The sequence below is a fragment of the Prescottella agglutinans genome (genome assembly GCF_004011865.1).
GTDB lineage: Bacteria > Actinomycetota > Actinomycetes > Mycobacteriales > Mycobacteriaceae > Prescottella > Prescottella agglutinans.
In genome coordinates, this window is record NZ_RKLP01000002.1 from 457,825 (window position 1) to 482,133 (window position 24,309).

Annotated in this window: 24 protein-coding genes; 15 read left to right on the top strand and 9 right to left on the bottom strand. The window is 69.9% G+C overall.

All coding sequences use genetic code 11. From position 1 onward, the window contains the following. Positions 1 to 79: 79 nt before the first annotated feature. The 4 genes from EGT67_RS06160 to EGT67_RS06175 all read left to right on the top strand — a co-directional run bounded on the left by EGT67_RS06160 (position 80) and on the right by EGT67_RS06175 (position 2,800). Positions 80 to 985, top strand: a complete 906-nt coding sequence (locus EGT67_RS06160) for a TolB family protein (protein WP_127915167.1) — start codon at positions 80 to 82, stop codon at positions 983 to 985. 77 nt (positions 986 to 1,062) lie between these two features. Beyond that, the gene (locus EGT67_RS06165) at positions 1,063 to 1,659 is read left to right on the top strand and encodes a hypothetical protein (RefSeq protein WP_127915168.1); all 597 of its coding nucleotides are present in this window, start codon (positions 1,063 to 1,065) and stop codon (positions 1,657 to 1,659) included. Between the two features lie 4 nt (positions 1,660 to 1,663). Further along, positions 1,664 to 2,302 (top strand): RES family NAD+ phosphorylase, encoded by a 639-nt coding sequence (locus tag EGT67_RS06170; protein ID WP_127915169.1) that lies wholly within the window; start codon positions 1,664 to 1,666, stop codon positions 2,300 to 2,302. Positions 2,303 to 2,341: 39 nt separating this feature from the next. After that, positions 2,342 to 2,800: an SRPBCC family protein gene (locus EGT67_RS06175; RefSeq protein ID WP_127915170.1), complete on the top strand. Its 459-nt coding sequence runs from the start codon at positions 2,342 to 2,344 to the stop codon at positions 2,798 to 2,800. Between the two features lie 18 nt (positions 2,801 to 2,818). Here EGT67_RS06175 and EGT67_RS06180 read toward each other — a convergent pair whose 3' ends face one another. Next, positions 2,819 to 3,481, bottom strand: coding sequence for a TetR/AcrR family transcriptional regulator (locus EGT67_RS06180; RefSeq protein WP_127915171.1), 663 nt, complete (start codon positions 3,479 to 3,481; stop codon positions 2,819 to 2,821). Between the two features lie 130 nt (positions 3,482 to 3,611). Here EGT67_RS06180 and casG point away from each other — a divergent pair, with 130 nt between their 5' ends. The 5 genes from casG to EGT67_RS06205 are packed head-to-tail and all read left to right on the top strand — an operon-like array spanning position 3,612 to position 10,621. Next, positions 3,612 to 5,270, top strand: coding sequence for a steroid-24-oyl-CoA synthetase (casG, locus tag EGT67_RS06185; RefSeq protein ID WP_127915172.1), 1,659 nt, complete (start codon positions 3,612 to 3,614; stop codon positions 5,268 to 5,270). 44 nt (positions 5,271 to 5,314) lie between these two features. Next, a complete protein-coding gene (locus tag EGT67_RS06190) occupies positions 5,315 to 7,057 on the top strand; it encodes an N-acyl-D-amino-acid deacylase family protein (protein WP_127915173.1) in 1,743 nt (580 codons plus the stop codon). A gap of 60 nt (positions 7,058 to 7,117) precedes the next feature. Continuing rightward, positions 7,118 to 8,653, top strand: a complete 1,536-nt coding sequence (locus EGT67_RS06195; RefSeq protein ID WP_127915174.1) for a carboxylesterase/lipase family protein — start codon at positions 7,118 to 7,120, stop codon at positions 8,651 to 8,653. Beyond that, positions 8,599 to 10,122 (top strand): carboxylesterase/lipase family protein, encoded by a 1,524-nt coding sequence (locus EGT67_RS06200; protein ID WP_127915175.1) that lies wholly within the window; start codon positions 8,599 to 8,601, stop codon positions 10,120 to 10,122. Before EGT67_RS06195 ends, EGT67_RS06200 begins: the two co-directional genes overlap by 55 nt. A 58-nt stretch (positions 10,123 to 10,180) precedes the next feature. After that, positions 10,181 to 10,621 carry a GtrA family protein gene (locus EGT67_RS06205; RefSeq protein ID WP_127915176.1) on the top strand — a complete coding sequence of 147 codons (441 nt, stop codon included), beginning with the start codon at positions 10,181 to 10,183 and terminating at the stop codon, positions 10,619 to 10,621. On the opposite strand, the gene EGT67_RS06210 is transcribed toward EGT67_RS06205, so the two are convergent. The 6 genes from EGT67_RS06210 to cobF all read right to left on the bottom strand — a co-directional run bounded on the left by EGT67_RS06210 (position 10,604) and on the right by cobF (position 16,523). Next, entirely contained in the window at positions 10,604 to 11,470 is an 867-nt protein-coding gene (locus EGT67_RS06210) for an Fpg/Nei family DNA glycosylase (RefSeq protein WP_127915177.1), read from the bottom strand. The genes EGT67_RS06205 and EGT67_RS06210 overlap by 18 nt on opposite strands. Before the next feature lie 39 nt (positions 11,471 to 11,509). Further along, positions 11,510 to 11,980 (bottom strand): SRPBCC family protein, encoded by a 471-nt coding sequence (locus tag EGT67_RS06215; protein ID WP_127915178.1) that lies wholly within the window; start codon positions 11,978 to 11,980, stop codon positions 11,510 to 11,512. A 22-nt stretch (positions 11,981 to 12,002) separates the two neighbouring features. Further along, entirely contained in the window at positions 12,003 to 13,250 is a 1,248-nt protein-coding gene (locus EGT67_RS06220) for an aspartate aminotransferase family protein (RefSeq protein WP_127915179.1), read from the bottom strand. Continuing rightward, positions 13,247 to 14,296 (bottom strand): SDR family oxidoreductase, encoded by a 1,050-nt coding sequence (locus tag EGT67_RS06225; RefSeq protein WP_127915180.1) that lies wholly within the window; start codon positions 14,294 to 14,296, stop codon positions 13,247 to 13,249. Before EGT67_RS06225 ends, EGT67_RS06220 begins: the two co-directional genes overlap by 4 nt. Positions 14,297 to 14,445: 149 nt before the next feature. Beyond that, a complete protein-coding gene (locus tag EGT67_RS06230; protein ID WP_127915181.1) occupies positions 14,446 to 15,579 on the bottom strand; it encodes an acyl-CoA dehydrogenase family protein in 1,134 nt (377 codons plus the stop codon). 203 nt (positions 15,580 to 15,782) lie between these two features. Continuing rightward, positions 15,783 to 16,523: a precorrin-6A synthase (deacetylating) gene (cobF, locus tag EGT67_RS06235; protein ID WP_127915182.1), complete on the bottom strand. Its 741-nt coding sequence runs from the start codon at positions 16,521 to 16,523 to the stop codon at positions 15,783 to 15,785. 123 nt (positions 16,524 to 16,646) lie between these two features. On the opposite strand from cobF, the gene EGT67_RS06240 reads away from it, so the two are divergent. Then, a complete protein-coding gene (locus tag EGT67_RS06240) occupies positions 16,647 to 17,405 on the top strand; it encodes a thymidylate synthase (RefSeq protein ID WP_241565922.1) in 759 nt (252 codons plus the stop codon). Beyond that, positions 17,405 to 17,887, top strand: a complete 483-nt coding sequence (locus EGT67_RS06245) for a dihydrofolate reductase (RefSeq protein WP_127915184.1) — start codon at positions 17,405 to 17,407, stop codon at positions 17,885 to 17,887. The genes EGT67_RS06240 and EGT67_RS06245 overlap by 1 nt, the downstream gene beginning before the upstream one ends. Before the next feature lie 48 nt (positions 17,888 to 17,935). Here EGT67_RS06245 and EGT67_RS06250 read toward each other — a convergent pair whose 3' ends face one another. Further along, positions 17,936 to 18,337 carry a hypothetical protein gene (locus EGT67_RS06250; RefSeq protein WP_127915185.1) on the bottom strand — a complete coding sequence of 134 codons (402 nt, stop codon included), beginning with the start codon at positions 18,335 to 18,337 and terminating at the stop codon, positions 17,936 to 17,938. A 266-nt stretch (positions 18,338 to 18,603) separates the two neighbouring features. Between EGT67_RS06250 and EGT67_RS06255 the strand changes: the two genes are divergently transcribed. Next, positions 18,604 to 18,930: a cupin domain-containing protein gene (locus EGT67_RS06255; RefSeq protein ID WP_127915317.1), complete on the top strand. Its 327-nt coding sequence runs from the start codon at positions 18,604 to 18,606 to the stop codon at positions 18,928 to 18,930. Between the two features lie 3 nt (positions 18,931 to 18,933). Here EGT67_RS06255 and EGT67_RS06260 read toward each other — a convergent pair whose 3' ends face one another. Next, positions 18,934 to 19,542, bottom strand: coding sequence for a TetR/AcrR family transcriptional regulator (locus EGT67_RS06260; protein ID WP_127915186.1), 609 nt, complete (start codon positions 19,540 to 19,542; stop codon positions 18,934 to 18,936). Positions 19,543 to 19,745: 203 nt separating this feature from the next. On the opposite strand from EGT67_RS06260, the gene EGT67_RS06265 reads away from it, so the two are divergent. The 3 genes from EGT67_RS06265 (at position 19,746) to EGT67_RS06275 (ending at position 24,288) form a co-directional block, all read left to right on the top strand. Further along, positions 19,746 to 20,642, top strand: coding sequence for an AurF N-oxygenase family protein (locus EGT67_RS06265; protein WP_127915187.1), 897 nt, complete (start codon positions 19,746 to 19,748; stop codon positions 20,640 to 20,642). 56 nt (positions 20,643 to 20,698) lie between these two features. Beyond that, the gene (locus tag EGT67_RS06270; RefSeq protein ID WP_127915318.1) at positions 20,699 to 22,408 is read left to right on the top strand and encodes a DUF4873 domain-containing protein; all 1,710 of its coding nucleotides are present in this window, start codon (positions 20,699 to 20,701) and stop codon (positions 22,406 to 22,408) included. Between the two features lie 194 nt (positions 22,409 to 22,602). Continuing rightward, positions 22,603 to 24,288 carry a sensor histidine kinase gene (locus tag EGT67_RS06275; protein ID WP_127915188.1) on the top strand — a complete coding sequence of 562 codons (1,686 nt, stop codon included), beginning with the start codon at positions 22,603 to 22,605 and terminating at the stop codon, positions 24,286 to 24,288. The last annotated feature ends 21 nt before the right edge of the window (positions 24,289 to 24,309 follow it).

A 24,309-nucleotide genomic window follows, 5' to 3' on the forward strand; every position in this document is an offset into this window, starting at 1 on the left:
AGAATAACGGCGCGCACTCCCCCGCCGATGTATCTGCCGGGCGGTCTCCCACCGCCGTACCGACAGGGGGGAATCCACGATGGCACGTGCACGAAACAGCAGGAAGATCCGCGCACAGGCGACCAGATCTCTCGGTGCGGGCCTGCTGATCGCCGTGTTCGTCGCCGGGTGCGGGGCCGGCGAACCCGGGCAGGTGGAATCGACCGAGATCATCGCCTTCGCCGACGGCGACGGATCCATCTACACGATCGCGCCGGACGGCAGCGGGCTCCGCCAACTGACCGCCACTATCACCGACGACCGCACCGCCTACGCCTCCCACCCGGCCGTGTCACCCGACGGCAGCCGGATCGCGTTCACGAGAGGTTCGGCGATCGCGGTGATGAACGCCGACGGCACCGATCAGCAGGTGATCGCCGAGCGCGGCGGCCAGCCCGCCTTCTCGCCCGACGGTTCGCAGATCGTCTTCGGCTGCGTCGGCGGAATCTGCCTGATCAATGCGGACGGCAGCGACCGCAGGCAACTCTCCCCCGAGTACGACGGCCGAGGCGGCATCAGCCGTTCCTACCCGGTCTTCACCCCGGACGGCTCGAAGATCGTCTTCAACGAAGCCGGATACCTGGCCGGATTCGACACCGACGGCAACGGATGGTTCCAGATCCTGCGGGACCAGCACTGGAACTCCGATCCCGCCTACTCCCCCGACGGGACGACGATAGTCTTCTCGAGCAACCGCGGCAGCACGGACGCGTCCGAAACCTATGCGATGACCGCGGACGGCCGCGATATTCGGCCACTGACAACGGAATTCGCAGTCGGAGCGAAGTTCTCACCGGACGGGTCGAAGATCGTCTACACGCGCGGACTCACCGAACCCCGTCCCAGTGCGCAGATCTGGGTGATGAACGCCGACGGCAGCGATCCCCGACAGCTCACGTCGTCGTCACTGGTGGCGCAGTCCCCCAGTTGGGGCGGGCACAGCTGACGCGACGGCGGCGCCCGGCACCCCTGGCTGACGCGCTCGGTACGCGGTACGCTGGTGGCACATCTGGAGGTGTGACCATGCTCGCCAACCGTGACCGCGCCCGTGACACGATCCACGCCCTGTCCGATCAGGACCTGGTGGAACTCCTGGCCGAGGAATTCTCCCGGCGGCCGAACCTGCGACCGGTGCGTGACGACGTGACCGCACTGCTGGCCATGGGCCCGGCGCTCGCGCTGCAACACGAGCGCGCCGTCGCCAACCCGGCCGCCGCCGCGGTCGCCCGCACCCGCATCGTGTCCTCGGCGCTTCGCTCGCTCGTCGACGAACACGAGATGCTCGACTCCACGGCCGTCAGCCGCGCCCTCGGGAAGTCCGCCACCAGTAGGAACACCGCCAGCCGCCTCGCGGCAGGCGGCACCGTGGTGGCCCTGCCCGCCGCCGGGCACAAGCTCTTCCCCGCCTTCCAGTTCGACACCGAGCGCCGCGAGGTGCGGCCCATCGTCGCCGAGATCAACCGGGCGATCGACGCGAAGGACGACCCCTGGGGCGCCGCATCGTGGTGGCTGAACCCGGCCGACTTCGCCGACGATCCACGCTCCCCCGCGGAACTCGCCGTCGCCGGCGGCCACGACCAGGATCTGCGGGACATGGCCGACGACCTGATCGCGGACTGACCCGGTGGAGTATCCGGACCCACCCGCCGTACTGCCGTCCGCCCTGATAACCACCGTCCCCGCCGACACGTCGGTGTGGCGCATCCACAGCGACGCGCGCGGCGCCGCCGACCTCAATCCGACACCGCGGCCACGCGCCCGGGCCGGGGGCCGGTTCGACAGCCTCGACGGCTCCTACTCGTACCTCTACGTCGGCGACAGCCCGGCCGCCGCGGTCGCGGAGACGCTGTGCCGGAACCTGCCGGTCGACCAGTCCCCGAGACTGATTCCGCGGATACAGATCCGGGGACGGGCCCTGAGTGAACTGCGCACCACCCGCCCGGTGCGGGTGGCCGACCTGACCGGGACCGGTGCCGCGCGCCTGAACGCCGGCGTGTGGCTCACCAAGTGCGACCCGTCCGGATACGTCGCCACCCGCCGTTGGGCCGCAGCCGTTCTCGCCGCGAACCCGGACCTCGACGGACTCCAGTACCGGCCGCGGCACGACGAGAACAATCTCGCGTGGATGCTGACCGGAACCCGCACCGCGACCGCACACGCCGCGATCGCACCCGTCGGCGGCGTCGTGCCCCTGGATTCCGCGGACGGCCACTACCTCCTCGGGGCGCTGCTCACCGCGCACAACGCGGCCCTCGCACCCTGATCCGTCACACGCGTGCGCTTCTCGTGCAACACTTTCGGCGTGCCCTCGACACGAGTCCGCCGGACACTGCGCGCCCCGCGCGAGCGGGTCTTTCGCGCGCTGACCGATCCGGAGGCGATCGCCACGTGGCGGGTGCCGTCGGGCATGGCCGGCGCGGTGCACGAGTACGACGCCCGGGTCGGCGGGAGGTTCCGGGTCTCGCTCACCTACGACTCCCCCGACCGGACCGGGAAGTCCGGCGCCCACACCGACACCTACCACGGGTACTTCGCGCAGATCGTCCCGAACGAGCGGGTGGTGGAGGTCCTCGAGTTCGAGACCGACGACCCCACGATGCGGGGTGAGATGACGATGTCGATCACGTTGCGCAATACCGACGGTGGCACCGCGCTGACCGCGGAGCACTCCGGGTTGCCGCCGGGCGTCGATCCGGTGGACAACGAACTCGGCTGGAACGAGGCCCTCGACCGGTTGGCACTGCTCGTGGAGAACCCGTGATGCTCGTACGCCCCCGTGTCAGGGAGCGAGCGGCGCGGTCAGTGCCGGGAACCAGATGTCGGTGAGGACGTCGGCCGCCCGCTCCCGGGGAACCTCGATCGTCCCCTGCAGCGCCCACCGGGTGAAGAACCGCTCGAGTTGGGTGACCAGCAGTTCGATCCGCAACCGGGCCTCGTCCTGCCGGTCCTGCGGCCAGCGCGCCAGGTACCGGGTCATCGAGTTCGGCAGCGCGACGATCGCGTCGCGGGACGTCTCGCGGAACGCGGGTTCGAGCGCCACCGCCTCGTCCCACGCGGGCAGGATGTCCTTGCATTCGTCGAACCAGTCGATGGCCCGGTTGACCCAGGCCGTGAACTCGGCCCGCGAGCCGGTGTCGAGCACCCGGTCGAGGTCCTCGTAGAACGCGAAGGCACTCGGCACCATCTTCTCCACGCTGATCGCCCGGAGGATCTCCACCTTGCTGGGAAAGTGCAGGTAGAACGTCGCGCGGCTGCAGCCCACGGCGCCTGCGATGTCGTCGACGGTGACCGCCGCGTACCCACGGGTCGAGAACAGCTCACGCGCGGCCTCCAGGAGCCGGGCACGGGTCCAGCGCTTCTGTTCGTCGCGCAGCGTCCCGCGCCTGCGCTTCGCCTCGTCCGCCACAGCTCCCACGGCATCCACGATCGCCCACCTCCACATACCCCGGCAAGTCGGCCCGTCATCGAGACAACGGATCGTCACTCACTTGACACATCGTCAGTCACGTCGGAGTATGACGCACATCACTCTGAATTGTGTCGGGGACGGCCCCGATCCGAAAGGACCCGCAGTGACGAAGTCTCTCGACCCCCAGGCGTACATCGCATCGGTGATGGCCGGATTGACGGGACCCGGTGGGCGGTTCGAACTCGGCGAGGAAGAAGTGCTCGGCGCACGGATGCCGGTGATGAAGAACCGCGACCGCTCCCTCGGCGACGTTCTCGCGGCCTCCATCGCGTTCGGGGACCGCGACTACCTGGTCACCGAGGACCGCCGTCTGAGCTTCGCCGAGCACGGCGCCGGCGCGGCCGCCCTGGCCTGCGCGCTGCGGGACCGGTACGGCGTCGGGAAGGGCGACCGCGTCGGGATCCTCGCGGCCAACACCCCCGAGTGGGTGATGTCGTTCTGGGCCGCGCAGTCGCTCGGGGCGATCGCCGTCGGCTTCAACGCGTGGTGGGCGCCGCGCGAGATCGAGTACGGCATCGAGCACACGAAGCCGACCGTCCTGATCGTCGACGCCAAGCGCGCCGCGCTGCTCGACGGTCTCGACGTCGACGTCCCCGTCCTGACCATGGAGGACGACGTGCCCCGCCTCGTCGCCGAGTTCGCCGACGCCGAACTGCCGCGGGCCGACGTGCGCGAGGACGACCCGGCGGTGATCCTCTACACCAGCGGCACCAGCGGCCGCCCCAAGGGTGCGGTGCACTCGCACCGAAACCTGTTGGCCGTCATCGGCTATCACCGGTACAGCGACGCACTGCTCGCGGCCTTCTCGGGCGCGCCGGCGGGCGACGGCCCGAGCGACCTGCGGTACCTGCTCACCTCGCCGCTGTTCCACATCGCGAGCCTGCACAACCTGGTCGTCCCGCGTCTCGCCACGGGCAGCGCGGTGGTGATCTACCAGGGCTCGTTCGACGCGGACCGGGTGCTGCGGCTGATCGAGCGTGAGAAGGTGACCAACTGGGGCGCGGTGCCGACCATGGCGGGCCGCCTGCTCGAGCACGAGGACATCTCGCGCTACGACCTGTCGTCGCTGACCGCGTTCGCGCTGGCGTCGGCACCGTCGTCGCCGGGCTTCCAGCAGCGGCTGCGGGAGAAGCTGCCGTTCGCGGCCAACGCGCTGGTCGACAGCTACGGACTCACCGAGTGCAGCACCGCGATCTCGGTCGCGACCCCGATGGATCTGCAGGCGTTCCCGGGCACCCTCGGCCGCCCGATCATCGGCGTCACCGTGGAGATCCGCGACCCGCTCGGCGAGCCGGTGGCCGACGGGGTCGAGGGCGAGATCTGCGTCCGCAGCCCGTACGTGATGCTCGGTTACTGGGAGAACGACGCCGCGACCGCCGACGCGATCCGGTCCGACCGCTGGCTGCACACCGGCGATTTCGGCGTGATCGAGAACGGCATGGTGCGCCTCACCGGGCGCCGCTCCGACCTGATCCTGCGCGGCGGCGAGAACGTGTACCCCGTCGAGATCGAGCAGTGCCTCGACGAGCATCCGGCAGTCGCCGAGTGCGCGGTGGTGGGAGTCGACCACCCCGATCTCGGGCAGGAGGTCGGCGCGGTGGTGGTCCTGCGGCCCGGAATGTCGGCGACCGAGGACGACCTGCGGGAGTTCGCCGCCGAGCGTCTCGCATACTTCAAGGTGCCCACCCGGTGGCGGATCACCACGGACTCGTTGCCGCGCAACGCGACCGGCAAGACGCTCCGCACGCGAATCACCCTGTGACGAATACGTTTCCGCCTCCCGGCGGCGAGAGAGGCAAGATCCCGATGAGTTACGACGCGATCATCAAGAACGGTCGGTGGTTCGACGGCACCGGCGCCCCGTCCGCGACCCGGAACCTCGGTATCCGGGACGGCCGGGTGGCCACCGTCTCGGCCGAGCCGATCGACGAGACCGGCTGCGAGCGGGTGATCGACGCGGCCGGCAAGTGGGTGATCCCCGGCATGCTCGACATCCACACCCACTACGACGTCGAGGTCCTGCTGCGCCCCCAGCTCGACGAGTCGGTGCGCCACGGCATCACCACGGTGTTCGTGGGCTCGTGCTCGCTGTCGACCGTCCACGTCGATCCCTCGGATGCGGGCGACCTGTTCGGTCGCGTCGAGGCGATCCCGCGGCGCCACGTCGTCGACGGGCTGGCCGAGCGCAAGACGTGGAGTTCGGCGCGCGAGTACGTGGACGCGCTCGAATCCCTGCCGCTGGGACCGAACGTCGCCGCGTTCATCGGCCACTCCGACATGCGGGCGTCGCTGATGGGTCTCGATCGGGCCACCCGCAAGGAGGTCAAGCCCACCGCGTCCGAACTCGCCGCGATGGAGGCGCAGCTGACCGAGGCGCTCGACGCCGGGTTCGTCGGAATGTCGTCGCAGCAGTTGATGTTCGACAAGCTCGACGGCGAGGTCTGTAGGTCCCGCACGCTGCCGTCGACGTACGCGACCGCCCGGGAGCGTCGCCGGCTCAACGCGATCCTGCGACGCCGCCGCCGGGCGCTGCAGGGCGGCCCGGACGTGGCCCGCCCGCAGAGCATGATGGTGATGGCACTCAGCAGCCTCGGCATCTTCCGCAAGCCACTCAAGACGAGCCTGCTCTCGGCCGCCGACGTCAAGGCGATCCCCGGGATCGTGAAGATCTTTCCGCTGATGGCGAAGGTCCTCAACGGCCTCGGCGGTGACTTCCGTTGGCAGCACCTGCCGGTGCCGTTCGAGGTGTACTCCGACGGCATCGACCTGCCGGTGTTCGAGGAGTTCGGCTCCGGCGCGGCGGCCCTGCACCTGTCGAACCAGATCGACGCGCGCCGCGAACTGCTGGCCGACGCGGACTACCGCCGACGCTTCCGCAAGGACTACGACCAGAAGTACGGGCCGCGGGTGTGGCATCGCGACTTCTTCGACGCCGAGATCGTCGAGTGCCCGGACGACTCGGTCATCGGGAAGACGTTCGGTCAGGTCGGCGAGGACCGCGGCGGCGTGCATCCCGTCGACGCGTTCCTCGACCTGGTGGTCGAGTACGGACCGAAGGTGCGCTGGCGGACCACGATCTCGAACCACCGCCCGGAGGTGCTGAACACGCTCGCCGCCGATCCCGGTGTGCAGCTGGGCTTCTCCGACGCGGGCGCACACCTGCGGAACATGGCGTTCTACAACTTCGGGCTGCGCTTCCTGCGGCGCGTCCACGACGCCGAACGGGCCGGGACACCGTTCCTGTCGGTCGAGCAGGCGGTGCACCGGGTCACCGGTGAGCTCGCCGACTGGTACGGCCTCGACGCCGGGCACCTGCGCGAGGGTGACCGTGCCGACCTGGTGGTCATCGACCCCGAGCATCTGGACGACTCCCTCGACACCTACGCCGAGTGCCCGATCCCCGAGTACGACAACCTGTCCAGGATGGTGAACCGCAACGACGACACGGTGTCCGCGGTGTTCGTGGGCGGCAAGTACGTCTTCGGTGCCGGACAGCCCGCCGAGGTGCTGGGGACTCGACGCAGCGGGCAGTTCCTCCGGGCCCGCTGACGGTCACGGGGCCCGGCAACCGGACCGGCCGGGCCCTCGGATCGTCGTATAGTCGCGGCCATGACCCCGAGTCTCGAAGTGACCACCGCCGACGGCGTCGTCCGGGGCCACCGACTCGGCGACCTGCTGACCTGGCGCGGAATCCCGTTCGCGGCGCCGCCCGTGGGACCGCTGCGCCTGCGGGCGCCGCAACCGGTGGAACCGTGGACGGGGGTTCGCGACGCGACCGAGTTCGGCGCCGCCGCGCCGCAGCACCCGATGGGCGTCACGCTGCGGCCGGGGAAGCACCAGCCGATCTCGGAGGATTGCCTCACGCTCAACGTGCTCGCGCCGGCGGCACCGAGCGCGTCCCCGAGGCCGGTCATGGTGTTCGTGCACGGCGGCGCGTTCACGATGGGCACCACCGCGTTGGGGATCTACCGCGGCGATCGGCTGGTCCGCCGGGGCGACGTCGTCTACGTGTCGGTGAACTACCGACTCGGCGCCCTCGGCTTCCTCGACTTCACCGAGTTCTCCACCCCCGAGCGGCCGTTCGACAGCAATCTGGGGCTGCGCGACCAGGTTGCGGCACTGGAGTGGGTCCAGCGCAACATCGCCGCGTTCGGCGGCGATCCGGACAACGTCACGCTGTTCGGCGAGTCCGCGGGCGGCACGTCGGTGACCACGCTGATGACGACGCCGGCCGCACGCGGACTCTTCGCCCGCACGATCGCGGAGAGTTCGGCGCCGGTCCTGGTGGGCGACGGCCGTCGGGCGAAGCGTTGGGCCCACGAGTTCATGACGCTGCTGGGCTGCGACGATCCGACGGACGCGGCGCGCGCCCTCGACGCCGCGACGCCGGCGGAACTCGGGAAGGCCGGGAATCGGCTGGGCGCCAAGGTTCTGTCCGAGACGCCCGGCCTGCACCCGTTCGGCCCCGTGGTGGACGGCGAGTTCCTGCCCGAGTCGCCGCTGGCGGCGTTCACGGCGGGGCGTGCGCATCCGGTGCCGATGATCATCGGCACCAACGCCCGCGAGGGCACCCTGTTCCCCAAGATGCTGGACGCGCTGCCCACCACCGTCGCCCGCATCGACGCGATGTTCGAACTCACCGACCCCGCAGCCCAGGCTCGGGTGGTCGCCGCGTACGCCGGCTACCCGGACGTGCCGACGACCATCGACCTGGGCGGCGATCTGACGTTCTGGAAACCGTCGGTCGAGATCGCCGACGCACACTCCGTCCACGCCCCCACCTACAGCTACCGCTTCGACTACGCACCGCGCCTCCTGCACTGGCTCGGCCTCGGGGCCACCCACGCGTTCGAGATGTTCGCGGTCTTCGGCTACGGCGACTCCGCGGTGGGGCGCGCACTCACGACCCCCGGCGGCCGACGCGGACTGCGGGCGGTCACCGATCGCGTGCAGGAGAACTGGATCTCGTTCGCCCGGGGCGGTGTCCCGGCGCCGTGGTGGCCGCGGCACGACGTCGAGCACCGGCGGACCCTGATCCTCGACGTGCCCACCCGCGTCGAACGGGATCCCGGCCGGGAGCGCCGGATCGCATGGGCCGGGTACCTCGGCTACGACGGCGAGGCCGCAGCCGAGCCCCGACCTTGACCGCCGCCGACGTGGAGGTCGCCGTCGCCGAGGGCACGCTTCGCGGTCGACGGTTGCCGGACCTGTTGTCGTGGCGCGGAATTCCGTTCGCCGCCCCTCCCGTCGGCCCGCTGCGCCTGCGCGCCCCCGAGCCCGCACCTGCGTGGGTCGGCGTGCGGGACGCCACCGAGTTCGGCCCGCCGGCACCGCAGCAGCGTCGGCGGGGCGACGAGAACTGCCTGACCCTCAACGTGCTCCGCCCCGCCGAACCCGGCGCCGCCCGGCCCGTCATGGTCTACATCCACGGCGGCGCGCACACGGCCGGCACCTCGGCGGACCCGCTGTACAGCGGCGCGTCACTGGTCCGTCGCGGCGACGTCGTGTTCGTCTCGCTGAACTACCGACTCGGGGCCCTCGGCTACCTCGATTTCCGTGAATTCTCCACCCCCGGCCACCCTTTCGACGTCAACCTCGGGCTGCGCGACCAACTCGCGGCCCTGCGGTGGGTGCAGCGCAACATCGCCGCCTTCGGTGGCGACCCGGACAACGTCACGCTGTTCGGCGAGTCCGCGGGCGCGGACGCCGTCATGACCCTGATGTGCGTTCCCGAGGCGCAGGGACTGTTCGCCCGCGTCATCGCGCAGAGCCCACCTCCGGCCACGTCCAACGGCCCGGAGTTGGCCGCGCGGTGGGCACGCGAGTTCCTCGACGTCGCCGGCGTGTCCCGGTCGGACGCCGCCGCGTTCCTCGCCACCGCCACCCCCGACGTCCTCGTCGAGACTGCGGCGACGCTCAGCATCCGCGGCGCCGACGAGGTACCGGGCACACGCCCGTTCGCGCCGGTGGCCGGCGACGGGTTTCTCCCCGAGCACCCGTTGAACGCGTTCGAGGCCGGCACCGAACACCGGGTGCCGCTCGTCATCGGGACCAACGCGCAGGAGGGCCGGATCTTCTCTCGACTCCTCGACATCCTGCCGACGAACGAGGCCCGGATCGAGAAGATGTTCGAGGGCACCGATCCCGCGATCAAGGCCCGCGCGATCGGCGCCTACCCCGGCTACCCGGGCCGGCGCGCGGCCTCCGACCTGGGCGGTGACGTCGTGTTCTGGGAGCCGTCGTTGCGGTGCGCGCACGCGCACACCCGGCACAGCGACACGTACATGTACCGCTACGACTTCGCACCGCGACTGCTGCGCCTCGCCGGCCTGGGCGCGACCCACGCGACGGAACTGTGGCCGGTGTTCGGGTCCCGGGGACTCGCGGCCCGCACCGCGACCGCGTTCGGCGGCCGCCGCGGGATTCGCGCCGTCACCGACACCCTGCAGGGCCACTGGCTCGCGTTCGCGCGCGAGGGGCGGCCCCTCGCGCCGTGGCCGCGGTACTCGTTCGAACGCCGCGACACGCTGATCATCGACGAGATCTGCCGCGTCGAATGCGATCCTCTGGGGAGCCGACGCGAAGCGTGGCGCGGATACCGGCACCGGCATTGAACCCCCGGTGGTATACCGTTGCGACTCGCAACCAAATTTCAGGCTGTGGGAGACCCCGATGTCGATGCTCGACCTGCGTCTGGGCGGCGACGGATGGTTCGCCCAGCTGACCCGGTTCGCCCTCGTCGGCGGATCGAGCAACGTGGTGTACGCGCTGTCGTTCATCGCCCTGGACGCGTACGGGACGTTGCTCGCGAACGCCGTGGGGGTCGCCACCAGCACCGTGCTGGCCAACGAACTCCACCGCCGGCGCACCTTCCGCGCCGCCGACCGGGTGCCCTGGTTCTCCGCCCAGTGGGAGGGCGGCGCGCTCGCGCTCCTCGGTCTGATCATCAGTTCGCTCGCGCTGGCGCTGCTGCAATTCTTCTTCCCCGACGCGTCGGGCCTGGTGTCGATCTCGCTGGTCATCGCAGTCAGCGGGGTGGTCGGCGGCCTGCGGTTCATCGCGCTCCGCGGCTGGGTGTTCGGCCGCCGCCAGCCGTCACTTCAGCAGCCGTGACATCCGCCGGTCGGCGAGGATCTTCCCGCCGGTCTGGCACGTCGGGCAGTACTGGAACGACCGCTCGGCGTACGACACCTCCCGCACCGTGTCCCCGCACACGGGGCACGGCAGCCCGGCGCGGGCGTGCACCGTCATCCCCGCCCGCTTCTCGCCCTTGAGCCGCGCGGCCTCCTGCCCCACCGAGCGTTCGACGGCGTCCGACAGTTCGGAGCGCATCGCGCCGTACAGCGCGTCCACCTCGTCGGGCGTCAGCTTCGCCGCGGTCGCGAACGGCGAGAGCCTGGCCGCATGCAGGATCTCGTCGGAGTACGCGTTGCCGACACCGGCCAGCAGCGACTGGTCCACCAGCGCGGTCTTGATCCGGGCGGTGGTCCCGGCGAGGATCTCGCCGAACTGCGGCCGCGTCACCTCGAGCGCGTCCGGCCCGAGCCGAGCGATCCCCGGTACCTGCCGCGGATCGGTCACCACCCACACCGCGAGTCGCTTCTTGGTGCCGGCCTCGGTGAGGTCGAACGCGGGTGTCTCCCCTTCGGCGGTGAAGAAGTGCACGCGCAGGGCAAGCGGCCCCTTCCCCGGTTTCGGTGGCGCCTCGCCGGGGTTGTCGATCCAGCGCAGCCACCCGCCGCGGGACAGGTGCGTGATCAGCCAGAGCCCGTCGCAGTCCATCGCGAGGTGCTTGCCGAACCTGCGCGCGCCGGTGACGTCGCGGCCCCGTAGGGCGCTGATCGGCGGGTCGAACGTCTTGAGCACGCTCAGTGCGGCCACGTCGACGCGGCCGACCACCGCGCCGACCGCGTGGTCGCGCAGGAACTGTGCCAGGGCCTCGACCTCGGGCAGTTCAGGCATGCGCTCAGCGTAGGCGCCGCCGCCGACAGCCGGGCGGGGTCAGACAGGTTCGTTCAGCGACTCGACCTCGACCGCGGCACCGAGCAGGCCGGTCAGGATCTGGAGGATGTTGCTGCGCAAGGTGGATTCCGCGACCGGGTCGAGGATCTCGGCCAGACTCGGAATCCCGAGGTCGAACCGGGTCTCGAACCGGATCAGCACACCGCCGTGTTCCGGCTCCGGACAGAGCTGCCACGACCCTTCCATCGTCAGGAAGTCCCCGCTGAGTTGGGCGAAGTCGATGCGGCGGTCGACCGGATCGAGCACGTCCCGCTCGGTCCAGCGCAGGGTGCCCTTGCGGAACCGGACCAGCCAACTGGAGACGACCGCCCCGTCCGCCTGCGGGGGCCCGAGTTCGACGCCGAGGACGGTCTCGGTGAGTTCGGGATAGCGAGCGAAGTCGCTGATCCGGGCGTAGGCCGCGTCGGGCTCGACGTGCTCGGCGCGGATGTGCATGACTACGTGACGCATGAGGACTCCAAGGGTTTCGTGTTCAGGTGATGGTGAGGTCCGCGAGCGCGTCGGTGAGCGCGCGGAGGAACAGATCGACCTCCTCCGGCGTCAGGGTCGCGGGCGGGGTGAAACGCAGCACGTCGGCTGCGTTCAACGAGTGGTTTGCCAGGACGTCGCGATCGAGCAGGTTCAGGAACAGCTCCCCGACCAGGCCGCCCGAGGCCATCTCCAGGCCCAGCAGCAACCCCCGGCCGCGGACCTGGGACACACGGCCGCCGCCGTGCCGGGCCACCGCCGCCCGGATGCCGACCAGCAGGCGGTCTCCGAGCGCCGCGGCACGCGCCGGCAGGTCCTCGTCGCGAATCACGCCGATCGCGGCCCGCGCGGCGGCACACGCCGCCGGCGACCCCGCGAACGTGGAGGTGTGCAGGTACGGGTCCCGGGCGAAGGGCGCGTAGGCCGCCGGGGTGGCGACCACCGCGGCGATCGGCATCACTCCCCCGGAAAGCCCCTTGCCCACCAGCAACAGGTCGGGCACCACGCCGTCGGTGTCCACACCCCACCAGTGGCCGACCCGACCGAGACCGGTCTGGACCTCGTCGACGATCAGCAGCGCGTCGTACCGGCGGCACAATTCGGCGGCGTCGCGCAGATAGCCCGGAGGCGGCACGTGCACACCGCCCTCGCCCTGCACCGGTTCGACGATGAAGCAGCCGTGGCCGCCGGTCGCCGCGAGCGCCACCTCCAACTCGGCCGGATCGCCGAAGCCCACCTCCATGATGTGCGGCAGCAGGGGCTGGAACGGCCGCTGCAGCACCGCATTCGCGGTGACGCTCAGCGCGCCGAGCGTCTTGCCGTGAAACCCCTTGCGGGTCGTGATCACGGCCGTCTTGCCATGCGCGCGGGCCAACTTCAACGCGCACTCGGTTGCTTCCGCGCCGGAGTTGACGAAGTGCACCAGATCCAGGTCACCCGGTGTCACCTCGGCGAGGGCCGCGGCGGCACCGGCGCTGACCGGGTCCAGGAACACCCGGGAGGCCATCGGGTGCCGCCGAATCTGGGCGCACACCGCCTCCACGACAGCCGGGTGGCGGTGTCCGAGCAGATAGACGCCGTAGCCGCCGAAGTCCAGGAACCGCCGGCCGTCCGCGACCGTGATCCAGGCACCCGACGACTCGACCTCGGCCATGTCACCGATCAGCCGACCGAGCGCCGCCCGGCCGCCACCGAAGTGCCTCCGGTACCGGTCGGTCAGCACGTCGGACTCGAGCATCGCACCGGTGCTCATCGGGCGGCGCTCTCCGCCATCGGCGGCTGCGCCGGCAACAGCTTCTTGACCTGGGCCCAGTAGATCAGTGAGCGCCGGAGAGCCTCGGTGAGCGCGTCCTTGGTGGCCCGGTCACCGAATCCCAGCCGGTCCAGATCACTGGGCATGACGTCGCCGGACTGGAAGACCCACGCGGACTCGAGGAAATCGACGAACATCTGCCTCTGGCCGTCCGGGATCAGGTCGTCCAACAGCGGCAACAACAGCCGATCGATGGACTCGAAGGGCATGAATCGTGGCCGCACCGCACCGATCCACGCGAGCCGGGACACGTGCTCGCACAACTCGGCGAGGTCGGTGAAGGTGAGCGCCTGGTCGCCAGCGGTCAGCCAGTACTCGCCCCCGGTCGCCCCCTCGCGGATCAGGTTGCCGACGGCCTCGACGACGATGTCCAGGGGAACGGTGTCGACGCGGGAGCCGATGTCTCCCGCCATGACCGGCAGGGTGCCCCGGACCGCGCTCCCCAGGATGCGGTGCAGGCCCTGGAAGGCGGCCATGCGGCCGTCGCGGGAATCCCCGGTCACGACCGACGGCCGGAGGATGACGGCCGGCACGGAACCGGCACGGATCAACTCCTCCGCCTCCGTCTTCGATTCCAGGTAGGCGGCCAGTCCGGCGAAACGCTCGTCGGACGGCGCCTGGCGGATCACGAAGGCCGTGCTCAGGTAGTAGAGCGGGGCGTCGGCGTCGGCAGCCACGCGCAGCATGGACGCCGGGCCCTGGACGTTGACCGCCCGGAGCCGCGCCGGATCCACGTTCCACTTGGTGACCGCCGCTCCGTGCAGCACGACATCGACCCGGTCCACCAGATCGGCGTAGTCCGCCGCCGGCAGGCCGAGCGTGGGATGTGTGAAGTCGCCGGCGAACTCGCCGACCCGTGGGTCGTCGATCGGGCGTCTGCCGCGCAGACAGACGATGTCGAAGTCGTCGGCCATCGCGTCGAGCACCGCCCGGCCGATGACTCCGGAGCCGCCGGTGAGCAGCATGGTTCGCTTGCTCCGGGTCATCGGGGATCAGGGGCGAAGACCCCACCCTTCGGGCCGTGACGGGAAGCGTGATCGAACTGTTCGGTGTTCATGTCGGCACCCCTTCGATGCGTTTCGACCTCTTCGATACTTATGGTGGAATCACGATGCGCGGCAACGCATATCCGGCGCTACGCGATGGCCAGCGGGTTCCCGGCGAAGTAGCTCAGCAACGGGCCGGCCATCTTGGCTCGGGCCGGGGGATGGAAGCCCAGGCCGTTGACCGCGGCAGCGAGGTAGCCGATCCGGTCCGAGGTGATGAAGTTCAGCCCGCCGAGGAGCTCCACCGCGCGGGGCACCGCGGACGCGATCGCGTCCTGCACGGCGTACCGCACCAGGAGCGCGTCCACGAGCAGCTGCCGGCTGTCCAGCTCGTCGGTCATCCGGCGGGCGACGTTCTCCACCGACGCCATCGCCCCTTCCAACGTGACGACCAGCCGGAGCCGGTCGGATTCGCTGATCCAGTCCGAATCGAGCGCCGACTCCACCACGGCGCTGGCGGCTCCGACGTACGAGCCGGTGATGAGCAGTTCGAACCACAGGAAGGCGGCATTCTGGATGTCGTCGAGTTGTTCGCCCTCGCTCACCGACGTGGTTACGACGAGATCCGACGGAACCAGCACGTCGTCGATGGTGACCTGATCGCTTTCGGCACCGGCCAGCGCGAAGCTGGACCAGAACGAGCTGACCGAGACGCCGTCGTCCTTCGCGGGGATCAGCGCGACCGCGAGCTGTTCTCCCGGGCCGTCCGGCCGCGGGAGCATGACGCTGGCGGTCAGCAGATCCATGGAGCGCGACAGGCTGCACGGCTTCTTGACCCCGCTCAGCCGGACGCCGTCGGGCGTGGGGGTGGCGGTCATGGTCGGCTTCAGGATCTGCCCGTCCGGACGCCCCTCCGCGAAGCCGGATGCGAGCAGCAGATTGTCGGCGGCGATGGCCTGCAGCAGCATCCAGTCCATCCCGGTGTTCGTGTCGCTCACCGCGACGAGGCTCGCCACCGAGAAGTGGTGCATCGTCGTGGCGACCGCCAGCGACGGTGACCGCGAGCCGATCGCGCGCTGCACGCGGACGGCTTCGAGAGGGCTCGCCCCGATGCCGCCCAGGTCGGCGGGCACGAGGAGTCCCGGCCCACCTGCCTCGCGGAACACCGTGGTGCCGGGGCTGCCCGGGCGCTCGAGGTCGCCCGGCGCTATCGACGTCAGTGCCTCGTCCAGACCGGGCAGACTGCGTTGCAGCACGCCACGCTCAGTTTCGAGAAACCTCATTTCTCCTTCACCTTCCGTCAGGTGTAGGGCTCGGAGCGAGGTGCTCACTCCAGGTCGGATGTCCAAATTTCCCGGTTTCCAACCTCGTCCGACGACGGCCCGCTGAACAGCACCCCGAGGGTGGGCGGCGACACCCGTGGGGGTGAGGAAACCCCACCCTGGGTGGCGCTCACCGGATCGATGCCGGTCAGCGCCCTCGTGGCTCAGCGACGGATCAGGTAGATGTCCATGATCCAGCCCTTGCGCTCGCGCAGTTCGGCCCGCACGCGCACGATCTCGTCCTCGACCTCGCGCAACTTGCCGGAGATCAGGACCTCGTCGGGCAGGCCGAGGTACGCGCCCCACCAGATCTCGGCGTCCTCGCCGGGAACGTGGGTGAAGCTGCACTCGGCGTCGAGCATCACCACCGCCGTGTCGACTCCGTCGGGCAGACCCTCGCGCAGCCGCCGCCCGGTGGTGACGTGGACGGGCTCACCGATCCGGTTGAGCACGATCCGATGCTGGGCCGCGAGGGACTGCACGCTCGTGACACCGGGGATCACCGAGTACTCGAAGCTCACGTTGCCGCGTGCGAGGACGCGTTCGACGATCCGCAGCGTGCTGTCGTAGAGCGACGGATCACCCCACACGAGGATCGCGCCGACGCCGTCCTCGGCCGCGAACCGCTCCTCGAACACCTGCGCGCGACGGTCGTGCCAGTCGTCGACGACGCCCTGGTAGTCGGATGGGGTCCGGTCGCGCGGCGGGTCGACGATGTCGACGATGCGGTACCCGCGGTCCATGTGCTCGGACAGGATCGTGGTGCGCAGGTCCACCAGTTCCTGCTTCTCGTCGCCCTTGCCGATGACGAAGAACACGTCGGCCCGGTTCATGGCCTTCACGGCCTGGATCGTCACCTGGTCGGGGTCGCCGGCGCCGATGCCGATCACAAGCAGTTCACGCATGGGCGCAGGCTATCGCCCGTGCGCCTTTCCGGTAGCACCCACCACCAGAAAGGCGCACGGGCGGCGCAGCCGCCTAGACTCGGGTCCGTGCACTCCCCCTATGAAGATCTGCTCCGCCTGGTCATGGACACCGGAACCGCGAAGGCGGACCGCACCGGCACCGGGACGCGCAGTGTCTTCGGGCACCAGATGCGCTGGGATCTCGCCGAGGGCTTCCCGCTGATCACCACCAAGAAGGTGCACCTCAAGTCCATCGTCTACGAGCTGCTGTGGTTCCTGCGCGGCGAGTCCAACGTCAAGTGGCTGCAGGAGCACGGCGTCACCATCTGGGACGAGTGGGCGGACGCCGACGGCGAGCTGGGCCCGGTGTACGGCGTCCAGTGGCGGTCGTGGCCGACACCGTCGGGCGAGCACATCGACCAGATCACCAAGGTCATCGAGACCCTGAAGACCAACCCGGATTCGCGCCGGATCATCGTCTCGGCGTGGAACGTCGCCGACCTCGACGACATGGCGCTGCAGCCGTGCCACGCGTTCTTCCAGTTCTACGTCGCCGACGGCAAGCTCAGCTGCCAGCTGTACCAGCGCTCCGCGGACCTGTTCCTGGGTGTGCCGTTCAACATCGCCAGCTACGCGCTGCTCACCCACATGGTGGCGCAGCAGGCCGGGCTCGAGGTGGGCGACTTCATCTGGACGGGCGGCGACTGCCACATCTACGACAACCACGTCGACCAGGTCACCGAGCAGCTCTCCCGCGAGCCGCTCCCCTACCCGACGTTGAAGCTGAACAAGCGCGACTCGATCTTCGACTACACCTTCGAGGACGTCGAGATCGTCGACTACCGGCACCACCCGGCGATCAAGGCGCCGGTGGCCGTCTGATGATCGGCCTGATCTGGGGCCAGACGACGGCCGGGGTGATCGGTCGCGACAACACCATCCCGTGGCGCGTCCCCGAGGACATGGCCCACTTCAAGGACACCACGATGGGCCACCCCGTGGTGATGGGCCGGCTCACATGGGACTCGCTGCCACCGAAGTTCCGCCCGCTGTCCGGACGTCGGAACATCGTCGTCACCCGCCAGGACGGGTGGTCCGCGGACGGCACCGAGACGGCGCACGGGATCGAGCAGGCGCTCACGCTTGCCGGCGACACCGCCTGGGTCATGGGCGGCAGCCAGATCTACACGGCGGCAATGCCGTTTGCCGATCTCCTGTCGGTGACCGAGATCGATGCGGAGATCGAGGGCGACGCCTTCGCCCCGACGATCGGCGACGAGTGGGTGGTCGGCGACGAGGGCGACTGGCACATCTCCGAGAAGTCGGGGCTGCGCTACCGCTTCCTCACGTACGTCCGCGGCTGAGCGCGCGGCCGCCGCGACCCCGCCGGCGTCCGGCACCCCTACGATCGCTTACCGCTCGCGATCGGGTCGTCGCCCGGTGCCGTCCTCCGGGTCGCGGTCCGGGTCGTAGTCCGGGTCGACCTCGTCCGCCCGCTCGAACTGTTCGTCGAGGTCTTTCCTGGCGGAAGCAGCCGCGTTGCTGCGCGCGTCGGCCCGCTGCTGCAGCCGTTCCGCCTCGGCACGCTTCGCATCCGCTTCCGCGGTGGCCCCGCGAGCTTTCGCAGCGGTCTCTTCCGCCAACGCTTCCCGCTCGCCGACCCGGAACGATTCCTCCCGGGCCGTGCCTCGAATCTTCTCGGCCTCAGCACGGCGTTGTCGGGTGCGCTGGCGCAGTATCACGGAGACGAGGGCGATCACGACCAGCACGATCACGATCGCGACGACGATCCAGATGATGGTCGTGGTGTCCATCTTGGGCTCCTGGAGACCTTGATCCGTCGACACACGGGAGACACCCGCCGGTCTCCCACGACTCGTCCGAGGTGGGAGCACGAGCACTCGAGAGCGTCCTTGGTCGGGAGATTGCCCGACAGCGGGCGAGTTGAAACACGGCACGCGGCGCTTCAGGCTCCTGGCCGGATTCTTATGCCCCGCATCTGTGGGCGGAGGAGTCTGTGGTGGGCCATACTTCAGAGGCAGTGTCCCGTTTCGTCCCCGACGCACCGGAGTGGCATGTGATGGACAAGACCTCACTGACGGCCCTGGCCCGCCAGCAGCTGAAGTTGGCGGCTACGTCGTCGAGCGGTCGCAGCTCGCAGACCGTGTTCGGCGGCCACCAGCGTCACCTGCGCCAGACCGTGATCGCGCTCGGCGCCGGGAAGAGCCTGGCCGAGCACGACAGTCCCGGTGAGGCGACCATGTTGGTGCTCACCGGCAAGCTCGCACTGATCTGCGGCGAGGACTCTTGGAAGGGGTCCACCGGAGACATGCTGATCATTCCCGCGGCCCGGCACAGCGTCGAGGCGCTCGAGGACGTCGCCTTCCTCCTCACGGTCGCCAAGTAGCGGTCACGCCGGCGCGGTCGCGGCCACGCCGCCGAGCGACAGCAGTCCGTCCACGAACTCGCGCAGCGCACCCTCGTCACCGGCGTCGACGTCACCGGCGGTGGTGATGAGCGACGCGACCAGGCGGAAGGCCCACTCGCTGATCGCCCGGGGGCTCGCCTCGGCGGGCCGGTCGCCGGCACGCATCCGTTCGAAGTGCGGCGCCAGGAACTCGGCGCCGCGCTCGACGAGCGGGGCCGAATGCACCGTGAACCACGGCAGCACGGTGGCCGGATCGTCCCGGAGCCCCTTCTGCAGCACCGGGTGCCGACGCGCGTAGCCGACCGCGAACACGACGCAGTCGACGAATCCGCCGCGGACGTCGTCCCGACGGCACAGAATCGGATCGAGCACCGCGAAGAACCGCGTGATCTCGCGCTGGAGCAGCGCGTCGAAGATCTGGGACTGGTCGCCGACGTACTTGTAGAGCGTCGGCCGGGACAGCCCGGCGCGTTCGGCGATCAACGCGTGCAGCCGTGAGCCGTAGCCGACCTCGATCAGACAGGCCTCCGCGGCGTCGAGGATGCGTTCGCGAATCGCGGTGGGACTCAGGTCTTGTGCACGGGAACTCACCGCTCGGAGTGTAGTGCGAAAGTGACCTACCGGCCGGTTCTGTTCTCACCCGATTGATGTGCCTTCCGATCACAGACACCGTTGACGTCCGCCCCCGCACGCGCCTACGTTCGAAGTGACACCGGCAGCAGGCGTCGTGTCGACCACGGCGTCGTTCCCGCCCCGCCGGCCCGCCGCGCGGGGTCCGCCCAGGAGGGACGGTCATGACGCAGATCGCGAAACCGCACGCCCGGGGGCAGGTCGCGGACCGATTGCTCAAGGGGTCGGTCAAACGCTCCTACGCCCCGGTGGTGGACATCGACTGGGACGCGCCGCTCGAGGACGGCAAGTACTTCCTGCCGCCGCACATCCTTTCGCTGTACGGGACGCCGATGTGGGACTCGATGAGCGAGGAGCAGCGAATCGAGTTGTCCCGCCAGGAGTCCGCGAACATCCTCGGCGTGGGCATCTGGTTCGAGAACATCCTGAACCAGGCGCTGCTGCGGTACCTGCTCCACAACGACCCGGGCTCGCTGCACACCCGGTACGCCCTCACCGAGATGGGCGACGAGTGCCGGCACATGGCCATGTTCGGCCGCGCGATCGAACGCATGGGCGCCAAGCCGTTCCGGCTGCGCTGGTACCAGGCAACCGCAGTGAACCTGCTGCCCAAGGCTTTCCGCGGCACGATGCTGTGGGTGGCTGCGCTGATCGGCGAGGAGATCTTCGACGCCACTCAACGACGCGTCGTCGACGACCCGCAGTTGCAGCCCCTGATCGCGCGGTTGATGCGCATCCACGTCACCGAGGAGGCGCGGCACATCCAGTTCGCGCGGGCCGGGGTGCGGCGACGGGTCGCCGAGACCCGCCGCATCGAGAGGATCTGGGTGGGTACCGTCCAGGGTCTCGGAGGCCTGCTGCTCGAGCGACTGTTCACGAACCCGGCCATGTACCGACGGGCGGGACTCGACCCGCAGGAGGCCCGTCGGCAGGCCCTGGCGAACCCGTACTTCCGAGAGAACCAGCGCCGCGGATTCGCCGGTCTCGCAGAGTTTCTCGAGGACACCGGACTGATGCACCGCACGTCCCGGGCGATGTGGCGGCGGGCGGGGTTCCTGTGAGCGACCACGGGACCTCGCGGGTCGCGATCGTCGGGACCGGCTTCTCCGGCCTGTGCATGGCGATCCGCCTGAAGGAGGCGGGAATCGACGACTTCGTGATCCTGGAGAAGGCGTCGGAGGTCGGGGGGACGTGGCGCGAGAACACCTACCCGGGCTGCGGGTGCGACGTGATGTCGCTGATGTACTCGTTCTCGTTCGCGCCGAACCGGCGGTGGACGCGGATGTACGCGCGCCAACCCGAGATCCTCGACTACATCCGCCGGATCGTCGACGAGTACGACCTGACCCCGCACATCCGTTTCGACTCCGAGGTGGTGGCCTACGACTTCGACGAGTCCGCCGATCGCTGGATCGTGCGCACCGGACGCGGGGACACGTACCGTGCGCGGATCGTCGTGGCCGGACTGGGTCCGCTGCACAAGCCCGCGATCCCCGACTTCGCAGGGCGGGAACGCTTCACGGGCAGGGCTTTCCACTCCGCCGAGTGGGACCACGCGGTCGATCTGGCCGGCAAGCGGGTGGCCGTGATCGGGACCGGCGCCAGCGCGGTCCAGTTCGTCCCGGAGATCGCGAAGGTGGCCGCGCACGTCGACGTCTTCCAGCGCACCGCGCACTGGGTCGTCCCGAAACTCGATCGACCGATCACCCCGACCGAGAAGCGCCTGTTCCGCACCGTCCCCGGCGGCCAGAAGGCGTACCGCGGCGCGATCTACTGGAGCCACGAGTCGCTGATCGCCGGCTTCATGCACCCCCGGTTGATGACGGTCCTCGAACGCGCCGCCCGCGGCCTGCTGCGGCGCCAGGTGCCGGATCCGCAACTGCGCGCCGCACTGACACCGGACCACACGATCGGTTGCAAACGGATCTTGGTGTCCAGCAACTACTATCCGGCCTTGCAGCGCGAGAACGTCGACCTGGTGACGGCACGCATCGACGGGTTGACCGAGACCGGTATCCGCACCGTCGACGGCGTCGAGCGCGCCGCCCACGTCGTCGTGTACGGCACCGGATTCGCGATCGAGGACCGCTTCGAGACCGACCACATCGTCGGCCGGGGCGGGCTGACCATCCAGGACGCGTGGCGCGGCGGCATGGAGGCGTACCTCGGGATGGCGGTGAGCGGCTTCCCGAACTTCTTCCTCATGATGGGCCCCAACTCGGGCGGCGGGAACCAGTCCATCGTGTTCGTCATCGAGGCGCAGTCGCACTACATCCTCGAATGCCTCGGGGAGATGGACCGTCGGGATGCCACCCGCATCGAGGTGCGTGCCGGCATCCAGCGGGACTTCAACCGCCGCATCCACCGGAGGCTCGCGCGATCGGTGTGGAACTCCGGCGGCTGCGACAGCTGGTACCTGGATCGGACCGGTCGCAACCGCGCGGCGTGGCCCGGGTCGAGCGTGTCGTACTGGCTGCGGACGCGGCACCCGGACGTCGACGCCTTCGACCTGAGCAGCGCGGACGAACGCGACGAGGAGGACTACCGCGGGCCCGCGGTACTCGAGGGCGGCGGCCGGAGCCTGGACGTCGACGTGCACCTGACCGGGCACATGGACCCGCTCGACGGGCGCTACCACTGGTACGGCCGGGTCGTGGGCGACGAACTCATCGCCGAACTGAAACGGCCGGACGCCGGGGTCCCCACCCTGCGGATCGGCGAGGGTCGCGCCGTGGACGCGACCCTCGCCGAACGAGACCCGTGGGGGCACTTCCGGATCACCGGAGTCGGCGCACCACCGTTCTCCCTCGACGACCTGGTGGTCTGAAGCGAGCCCACGGAAGGGAGTCCGACGCCGACCCCCTCCCCCGAGGATCGACGCCGGACAGTCACGCGGCGTGAGAGAGCCACCACGATCCCGCTCACGACAACGTCACCGAGTGCATCGGGGGTCGACTGGAACGTGTTACACCCGATTTCGACCGAACTCCCGGATTTTTTCCGGGCACCTATGCTGCCTGCATGGTCGACAGCGCGAATTGGGACTTCGGGGACTTCGAGAACCTGGAGGAAGTGCTCGCCGACATGCGCGGCCGCCTCGTGGACAGCGTCGCGACGCCCGCCCGGCTGCGGGAACTCCTCGAGGCCGTGCTGGTGGTGGGTGCGGGCCTGGAACTGGACTCGATCCTGCAGCGGATCGTGCAGGCCGCGACGACGCTGCTCGACGCGCGATACGGGGCGCTGGGTGTGCGGAACCCCGACGGCGGACTCTCGGAGTTCGTCTACGAGGGCATCAGCCCGGACGAACGCGCTCGGATGGGCCACCTTCCGGAGGGCCACGGCCTGCTGGGACTGCTGATGGAGCATCCGCGGCCGGTCCGCGTCGCGCACCTGGGTAAGCACCCCGCGTCGGTCGGTTTCCCGCCGAACCACCCGCCCATGGACAGCTTCCTCGGCATGCCGATCATCGTGCGGGGCCAGGTGTTCGGCAGCATCTACCTCACCGAGAAGCGCACCGGCCCCGAGTTCACCGACGAGGACGAGACGATACTCGACGCGCTCGCCACCTCGGCCGGCGTCGCGATCGACAATGCGCACCTGTTCGAGGAGTCCCGCACCCGCGAGCGGTGGCTGACGGCGCTCGCGTCGTTCAACGCGCGACTGCTGTCGGGCGGTTCGATCGACGAGGCCCTCGACCTGCTCGTGACGCGCACGCGGGACCTGTGCAGCGCGAACGGCGCGTACGTCATGGTCGTCGACGAGGAGGACGCCACCGTCGAGGCCGCCGCCTCCGACGACGGGCCCCGGACGGGCAGCCACATCGACCTGTCCGAGTCCGACCTGCTGCCGGTCGTCCGGGGTCGACGTCCCGCGCTGCTCACCGAGCAGGATCGGGTGGCCCCGTTCGACGCGTCCGGCAGCGCCCGGATCGCCGCGCTGCCGCTGTCCACGACGTCGGGCGTCGCGGGCATGCTGGTGGTCACCCGGGAGAACCTGGGGTGGACGCAGGGCGAGATCACCCGGCTGGGGTCGATGGCGGACTCGGCCGCGCTGGCGGTGGAGTTCGCCGATCAGCAGCACCGGCGACGGCAACTCGACGTGCTGGCCGACCGGGACCGTATCGGCCGCGACCTGCACGACAACGTCATCCAGCAGTTGTTCGCAACCGGGATGAGCCTGCAGAGCCTGCTGCTCGACGAGGCCCACCCGGTTCCGGAGTCCGCGGCGAACACGCTCACCCAGACGGTCTCCCAACTCGACCGCACGATCCGCGAGATCCGCACCTCGATCTTCGATCTGCACACCGCGGGCGAGGAGGCCCCGACGAGCCTGCGCCGACGGCTGCTCGACGCGATCGGCGACCTCACCACTCGGTCGGCGCTGACCCCGAACGTGCAGTTCACCGGCGCGATCGACACGCTCGTGCCGGCGCGGATCCATCCGCACGCCGAGGCGGTCCTGCGGGAGGGGCTGAGCAACGCGCTGCGGCACGCGGGTGCGGCCACGATCACCGTCGCGGTCGACGCCGCGGACCACCTGACGATCCGCATCTGCGACGACGGCGTCGGCGTCGGCGTCCCCGACAACCCGCGTCGCAGCGGCCTGGACAACCTGGTCCGACGGGCCGAGCAGTGCGGCGGCATCTGCACCGTGCTGCCCGGTGCCGACGCCGGCACCGAGCTCACCTGGCGGGTGCCGCTGCGGTGAGGTGACAGGCCGAGAGGGCTA

Excerpts from the sequence above, each read along its gene's own strand:
- EGT67_RS06160 (WP_127915167.1), top strand. The coding sequence starts at position 80 with ATGGCACGTGCACGAAACAGCAGGAAGATCCGCGCACAGGCGACCAGA.
- EGT67_RS06165 (WP_127915168.1), top strand. The coding sequence starts at position 1,063 with ATGCTCGCCAACCGTGACCGCGCCCGTGACACGATCCACGCCCTGTCC.
- EGT67_RS06180 (WP_127915171.1), bottom strand. The coding sequence starts at position 3,481 with ATGTGGAGGTGGGCGATCGTGGATGCCGTGGGAGCTGTGGCGGACGAG.
- EGT67_RS06190 (WP_127915173.1), top strand. The coding sequence starts at position 5,315 with ATGAGTTACGACGCGATCATCAAGAACGGTCGGTGGTTCGACGGCACC.
- EGT67_RS06195 (WP_127915174.1), top strand. The coding sequence starts at position 7,118 with ATGACCCCGAGTCTCGAAGTGACCACCGCCGACGGCGTCGTCCGGGGC.
- EGT67_RS06200 (WP_127915175.1), top strand. The coding sequence starts at position 8,599 with ATGGGCCGGGTACCTCGGCTACGACGGCGAGGCCGCAGCCGAGCCCCG.
- EGT67_RS06205 (WP_127915176.1), top strand. The coding sequence starts at position 10,181 with ATGTCGATGCTCGACCTGCGTCTGGGCGGCGACGGATGGTTCGCCCAG.
- EGT67_RS06210 (WP_127915177.1), bottom strand. The coding sequence starts at position 11,470 with ATGCCTGAACTGCCCGAGGTCGAGGCCCTGGCACAGTTCCTGCGCGAC.
- EGT67_RS06215 (WP_127915178.1), bottom strand. The coding sequence starts at position 11,980 with ATGCGTCACGTAGTCATGCACATCCGCGCCGAGCACGTCGAGCCCGAC.
- EGT67_RS06220 (WP_127915179.1), bottom strand. The coding sequence starts at position 13,250 with ATGAGCACCGGTGCGATGCTCGAGTCCGACGTGCTGACCGACCGGTAC.
- EGT67_RS06225 (WP_127915180.1), bottom strand. The coding sequence starts at position 14,296 with ATGACCCGGAGCAAGCGAACCATGCTGCTCACCGGCGGCTCCGGAGTC.
- EGT67_RS06230 (WP_127915181.1), bottom strand. The coding sequence starts at position 15,579 with ATGAGGTTTCTCGAAACTGAGCGTGGCGTGCTGCAACGCAGTCTGCCC.
- cobF (WP_127915182.1), bottom strand. The coding sequence starts at position 16,523 with ATGCGTGAACTGCTTGTGATCGGCATCGGCGCCGGCGACCCCGACCAG.
- EGT67_RS06240 (WP_241565922.1), top strand. The coding sequence starts at position 16,647 with ATGGACACCGGAACCGCGAAGGCGGACCGCACCGGCACCGGGACGCGC.
- EGT67_RS06245 (WP_127915184.1), top strand. The coding sequence starts at position 17,405 with ATGATCGGCCTGATCTGGGGCCAGACGACGGCCGGGGTGATCGGTCGC.
- EGT67_RS06250 (WP_127915185.1), bottom strand. The coding sequence starts at position 18,337 with ATGGACACCACGACCATCATCTGGATCGTCGTCGCGATCGTGATCGTG.
- EGT67_RS06255 (WP_127915317.1), top strand. The coding sequence starts at position 18,604 with ATGGACAAGACCTCACTGACGGCCCTGGCCCGCCAGCAGCTGAAGTTG.
- EGT67_RS06265 (WP_127915187.1), top strand. The coding sequence starts at position 19,746 with ATGACGCAGATCGCGAAACCGCACGCCCGGGGGCAGGTCGCGGACCGA.
- EGT67_RS06270 (WP_127915318.1), top strand. The coding sequence starts at position 20,699 with ATGGCGATCCGCCTGAAGGAGGCGGGAATCGACGACTTCGTGATCCTG.
- EGT67_RS06275 (WP_127915188.1), top strand. The coding sequence starts at position 22,603 with ATGGTCGACAGCGCGAATTGGGACTTCGGGGACTTCGAGAACCTGGAG.